Source organism: Sinomonas flava (assembly GCF_039531875.1).
Classification (GTDB): Bacteria; Actinomycetota; Actinomycetes; order Actinomycetales; family Micrococcaceae; genus Sinomonas; species Sinomonas flava.
Genome location: NZ_BAAAQW010000001.1, coordinates 61,695 through 67,076 on the forward strand (window position 1 = coordinate 61,695; position 5,382 = coordinate 67,076).

A 5,382-nucleotide genomic window follows, 5' to 3' on the forward strand; every position below is an offset into this window, starting at 1 on the left:
ATGTCCACGAAACTCCCGGAGCGCACCGAGACGAAGGCCGCCGAGGCCCGCCACATGCCCGGTCGCGAGAGCGCCGACAGGAAGCAGGTGACGCAGGGCCGCTGGGCTTACACCCTGCTGACGCCGACCCTCATCCTGCTCGCCGTCGTCATCATCTACCCGGTGGTGAACGCCATCATCATGTCCTTCCAGAAGGACGCAGGCCTCAACCCGGCCACCGGGTTCTTCGAGGAGGGCGGCCCGGCCGGATTCGACAACTACGCGCACTGGCTCTTCCAGCAGTGCAACGGCGCCCCGTGCCCTCCCGGCACTCTCGGCGCCCAGTTCTGGAACTCCTTCGGCACCACCTTCTTCTTCACGGTCGTGACCGTGGCCTTTGAGACGGTGCTGGGGTTCTGGATGGCGGTCATCATGGCGCGGTCGTTCCGCGGACGCAGCGCCGTGCGCGCGGCGGTCCTCGTGCCATGGGCCATTCCCACTGCCGTGACGGCGAAGCTGTGGTTCTTCATCTTCGCGTTCGACGGGATCGCCAACAAGCTGTTCGGCACCCAAATCCTCTGGACAGGCTCCGAGTGGCCGGCCAAGTGGGCCATCATCATCGCCGACGTCTGGAAGACCACCCCCTTCATGGCGCTCCTGATCCTCGCGGGCCTGCAGCTCATACCGGACGAAGTCTACGAGGCTGCCAAGGTCGATGGAGCCTCGTCCTGGCAGCGCTTCACGCAGATCACGCTGCCGCTCGTCAAGCCCGCGCTCATGGTCGCGGTGCTGTTCCGCGTCCTCGATGCCCTGCGCATGTTCGACCTGCCCTACATCATGACCCAAGGCGGCAACAACACGTCGACGCTCTCGATCCTGGTCGTCGACCAGATCCGACAAGGCTTCAACGCAGCAGCCGCGCTGTCGACCATCACGTTCCTCGTGATCTTCATCGTGGCCTTCATCTTCGTCCGCTTCCTCGGCGCCAATGCCGTCGGTGCGGCCACGTCCTCGGGGAGGAAGTGACATGGCAGCGACAGCAACCCTGCCTCGGACCGCAACTGTCCCGGAGCGCCGCAAGCGCTTCGACTGGGCCTCGCTCCGGACGTATATCTCCGCTGCGGTCATCCTGATCTGGTGCCTCGCCCCGGCCTACTGGATGATTGTCACCGCGTTCCGTGACACGGCGTACACGTTCGATCCGACGTTCTTCTTCACCCATGTCACGTGGGACAACTTCTCGACAGTGTTCGATGAGAACCTCGGCAACCACTTCGGCCGCAACCTGCTCAACAGCCTCATCGTGGCCGGCGCGACCACGATTGTCGCCCTCGTCGTGGGCGTCTTCGCGGCCTATGCCCTCGCCCGGCTGAACTTCCGGTTCAAGTTCGCCGTCCTCGGATTCATCCTCGGGGCGTCGATGTTCCCGGGCGTCGCCCTCGTGACGCCGCTGTTCCAGCTGTTCACCAACATCGGGTGGATGGGCACGTATCAGGCGCTCATCATTCCCAACATCTCGTTCGTCCTGCCGCTGACCGTCTACACGCTCACCTCGTTCTTCCGCGAGATGCCGTGGGAGCTGGAGGAGTCGGCGCGCATCGACGGCTGCACCCAGGGGCAGGCTTTCCGGAAGGTCATCCTCCCGCTGGCCGCACCGGCGACGTTCACGACGGCGATCCTCGCCTTCATCTCGGCATGGAACGAGTTCCTCATCGCGAGCCAGCTCTCCTCGGACTCAACACGCACCGTCACGGTGGCGATCGCGTACTTTGCCGGCGCGCAGCCGCATCAGGAGCCGTACACGGCGGTCATGGCTGCCGGCACTATCGTGACCGTGCCGCTCGTGATCCTCGTGCTGGTGTTCCAGCGCAAGATCGTTGCCGGCCTCACCGCCGGCGCGGTGAAGTGACGCCGGCGCAGGCGCCCGATCCGTTTTCGGTGGGAGGGGCGGCCTACCGCCGCTCCTCCCGCCATCGGAAGGCTGTCGTCGAGCAGTTCGAGATCTTCATGGGCTTCCTGGGCTTCTGGGGGGTCGTGCTGCTCGGGGTGACCGCGTGGCTTGAGATCACGGGCCAGTTCGCGCTGGGCTGGGCCCTCGGGCTGCTCGCCGTCGTCCTCGCGATGGCCGGCCTCTGGGCATTGCGGCGGAAGGTGCTCCGCGGGGCCGCGAACGACAACGAGGAGTGAGGTTCCGCCGGTTCAGCGGATGCCTCCCGGGAGAGGGCAATGGTAGGCATCGAAGAAGTCGCGGCAGCGGCGGGGGTCTCGACGGCCACGGTCTCGCGGGCCATCCGCGGACTGCCGCGGGTGTCTCCCAAGACGCGGGCGAAGATCCTCGCCACGGCCAAGGAACTCGGCTATGTCCCGTCGTCAGCCGCGTCGCGGCTGGCGACGGGCAAGACACGCACGATCGGCGTGCTTGCCCCGTACGTCGACCGGTGGTTCTTCGGGAAGGCGATTGCGGGGGTCGACCAGGAGCTGCATGGGCGAGGCTACAACCTGTCCCTCTTCAATCTCGGCGGTCGTACCGCCCCCCGTGAGCGGCTCTTCAGCCGCTCGATGGTCCACAAGCAGATCGACGCGCTCCTACTGCTGTGCATGTTCCTCCACCCGGAGGAAATCGACGACCTGCATGCGATCGACATCCCGCTCGTGGTCGTGGGGGGACCCGTCCCGGGGTGTCCCAATGTGGGGATCGACGACTACTTGGCCGCGCGCTCCATCACCGAGCACCTCATCGACCTCGGGCACCGGCACATCGCGCTCCTCCACGGACAGGATGACTCCGACCTGAACTTCTCGGTTCCGAAGATCCGGGTCGAGGGTTTCCACGACGCCGTCCATGCCGCGGGCCTCGAGCTCCACCCCGATGCCTCCCTGTTCGGGAACTTCACGGTGCAGAGCGGGGTCGAGGCGATGCGACGCTTCATGGACCTCCCGGAGCCGCGGCCTACGGCGGTTGTGTGCGCGTCGGACGAAATGGCCCTCGGCGTGCTCTTCGAGGCGGCCCGGCAGGGGGTGCGGGTGCCGCAGGACCTCTCGGTGGTCGGCATCGACGGCCACGAGATGGGCGAGTGCGCCGGGCTCACCACCGTGTGGCAGGATCCGACGGCCCAGGCGCGCCGCGGGACCCAGATGCTCATGGGGGAGCTCGGGGGCGATTCCGGGGCGGTGCGCAGCGAGCTCGCCGAGCAGCGGCTCATCGTCCGCGAGACCACCGCGCCGCCCCGAGTGGCATAGCAAGGACTCATTTCTCGTTTCTCGAACGTCTGAATGGACGTCGCTTGGGTAGTGGCCAGATTGTCACACCCGCTCGACCCTCAAGGATCGCGAGAGGAACCGATGATGACTGATCCATATTCGACTACCCCAGGTACACCGCCGCGCCCTGACTCGAAGCCGGCCGCCGCCAAGCAGGAGGCCGAGGGTGTCGCTGCGGAGGCAGCCTCCTCTGCTGGCGCCGTCAAGGACGTCGCGAAGCAGGAGGCGACCACGGTCGCCAAGGAAGCCAAGTACCAGGCCAAAGACCTCATCCACCAGAGCCGCCAGGAGCTGATGGACCAGGCGGCCCAGCAGCAGACGCGCGCGGCCGAGGGCTTGAGGTCCATCCACCGGGAGCTCAGCTCCATGGCGTCCAACAGCGAGCATGAAGGGGTCGGCACCGATCTGGTCCGCCAGGCAGCAGAGAAGTCGGCCAGCTTCGCTGACTGGCTCGACCAGCGCGACCCGGGTTCGCTCCTTCAAGAGGTCAAGTCCTACGCACGCCGCCGCCCTGGCGCGTTCCTGGCCCTTGCGGCCGGCGCGGGGCTGCTCGCCGGACGGCTCAGCCGATCGCTCGCGGCGGGGGCCACCGACGAATCGAACGGCGCTGCCCAGCGCCAGTACCCCGCCGGTACCCAGTACCCCGCCGGTACCCAGTACTCCACCGGTACCCAGTACCCGAGCGGTACCGAGTACGGAGCTGGCACCGAGTACGCCGCGGGGAGCCAGTACGGTGACGGCCAGTACGGTGATGGCCAGTACGCGGCCGCCCAGTATGGCGAGGGCCAGTATGCCGGGGGCCAGTACTCGGGCGGCACTGCTGGAACGGGCACGCCGGCCGCTGATCTGGGCCAGGGCGCCGCATACCCCGCACCGCAGGGTGACGGCTACGGCCAGGGTGCGGCGCCGAGCGCCTACACGCCGGCCCGCGGCGAGGACGGCGCCCTGACGAACGCCGTCGACGAGGGCGGGGCGTACGGCCAGACCCCGGGCCAGGACGCGGCATATCGCGAGTACGAGAACGAGGACGGTGAGGGTGCCGGCGGTGTGCAGGGCGAGGTCCCGCCGTTGGACACGGAGCGACTGCGCCGGGAGAGGGATGATCTGCGATGAGCCACGTCCCCGACTACGGAACTCCGTCGCCGGGCGCGCCCACCGCAGCTGGGGCCGTGCCGCCAGCGGAGCAGAAGGCCGCATCATCGTCGCTGGGTGACCTGGTCGGCGATGTGGCGGCGGACCTCTCGATGCTCATGCGCCAGGAGCTCGAGCTCGCCAAGGCCGAGGTCAGGCAGTCCGCCACGAGGGCGGGCAAGGGCGCGGGCATGTACGCGGGGGCCGGAGTGGCAGGCCACTTCGTCCTGCTGTTCCTGTCGCTGGCGCTCTGGTGGGCGCTCGGCTACTACTTCACCGGGCTCGGGTGGTCTGCCGTCATCGTGGCAGTCATCTGGGGCATCATCGCGGCCGTCCTCGCCGCCCGGGCGAAGAAGGAGATGGCAGCGATCAAGGGCCTCCCGCGCACCACCGACACAGTGAAGAAGATTCCCGAAGCACTCAAGCCGAGTGAGGAGCCACGATGAGCCAGAATCCTGATGCCATTCGAGCCGACATCGAGCACACCCGCGAACGGCTTGGCTACGACGTCGACGCGGTGGCGGACAAGGTGACCCCGTCGCATATCGCCCACCGCCAGGGCCAGAAGATCAAGGGGGCGATGAACAGCATGAAGGACCGAGTCATGGGTGCCGCCGACGACGTCTCGGAGGGTACGCACGGGGCGATGTCCGACGCCGGCGCGGCGGTCGACCGCACCCAGCAGCGCGTTGTGCGGAAGACGCAGGGCAACCCGCTCGCGGCGGGCCTCATCGCCTTCGGCGCGGGCCTGCTCGTGTCCTCCCTCATCCCGCCGAGCGAGAAGGAGCGGGAGGTCGCGCAGACCCTGAAGGAGAAGGCCGAGCCGGTGACCGACCAGCTCAAGGGCGCCGCCTCCGAGGTCGCCTCGAATCTGAAACAGCCGGCGCAGGAGGCCGTGGAGAGCGTCAAGGGCACCGCGTCCGAGAGTGCGCAGGCCGTGAAGGAAGAGGCCCAGGACCAGAAGCAGGTCGTGCAGGAGCGGGCGCAGGACGCCCAGCAGAACCTGCGCGA

Annotated in this window: 7 protein-coding genes; all 7 read left to right on the forward strand. The window is 67.7% G+C overall.

The annotated features are described in order from the left end of the window. Positions 1 to 54: 54 nt before the first annotated feature. On the forward strand, positions 55 to 1,005 hold the full coding sequence (locus tag ABD298_RS00320) for a carbohydrate ABC transporter permease (RefSeq protein WP_425564271.1): 951 nt from the start codon (positions 55 to 57) through the stop codon (positions 1,003 to 1,005). A 1-nt stretch (position 1,006) separates the two neighbouring features. Beyond that, a complete protein-coding gene (locus ABD298_RS00325; RefSeq protein ID WP_344297369.1) occupies positions 1,007 to 1,888 on the forward strand; it encodes a carbohydrate ABC transporter permease in 882 nt (293 codons plus the stop codon). Between the two features lie 29 nt (positions 1,889 to 1,917). Continuing rightward, positions 1,918 to 2,166 (forward strand): hypothetical protein, encoded by a 249-nt coding sequence (locus tag ABD298_RS00330; RefSeq protein WP_344297371.1) that lies wholly within the window; start codon positions 1,918 to 1,920, stop codon positions 2,164 to 2,166. 39 nt (positions 2,167 to 2,205) lie between these two features. Beyond that, entirely contained in the window at positions 2,206 to 3,219 is a 1,014-nt protein-coding gene (locus ABD298_RS00335) for a LacI family DNA-binding transcriptional regulator (RefSeq protein WP_344297373.1), read from the forward strand. A gap of 105 nt (positions 3,220 to 3,324) precedes the next feature. Continuing rightward, the gene (locus tag ABD298_RS00340) at positions 3,325 to 4,353 is read left to right on the forward strand and encodes a hypothetical protein (RefSeq protein ID WP_344297375.1); all 1,029 of its coding nucleotides are present in this window, start codon (positions 3,325 to 3,327) and stop codon (positions 4,351 to 4,353) included. Next, a complete protein-coding gene (locus tag ABD298_RS00345; protein ID WP_344297376.1) occupies positions 4,350 to 4,817 on the forward strand; it encodes a phage holin family protein in 468 nt (155 codons plus the stop codon). Before ABD298_RS00340 ends, ABD298_RS00345 begins: the two co-directional genes overlap by 4 nt. Further along, the coding region (locus ABD298_RS00350; protein WP_344297377.1) for a DUF3618 domain-containing protein at positions 4,814 to 5,382 on the forward strand (569 nt) is incomplete at its 3' end. The genes ABD298_RS00345 and ABD298_RS00350, both read left to right, overlap by 4 nt.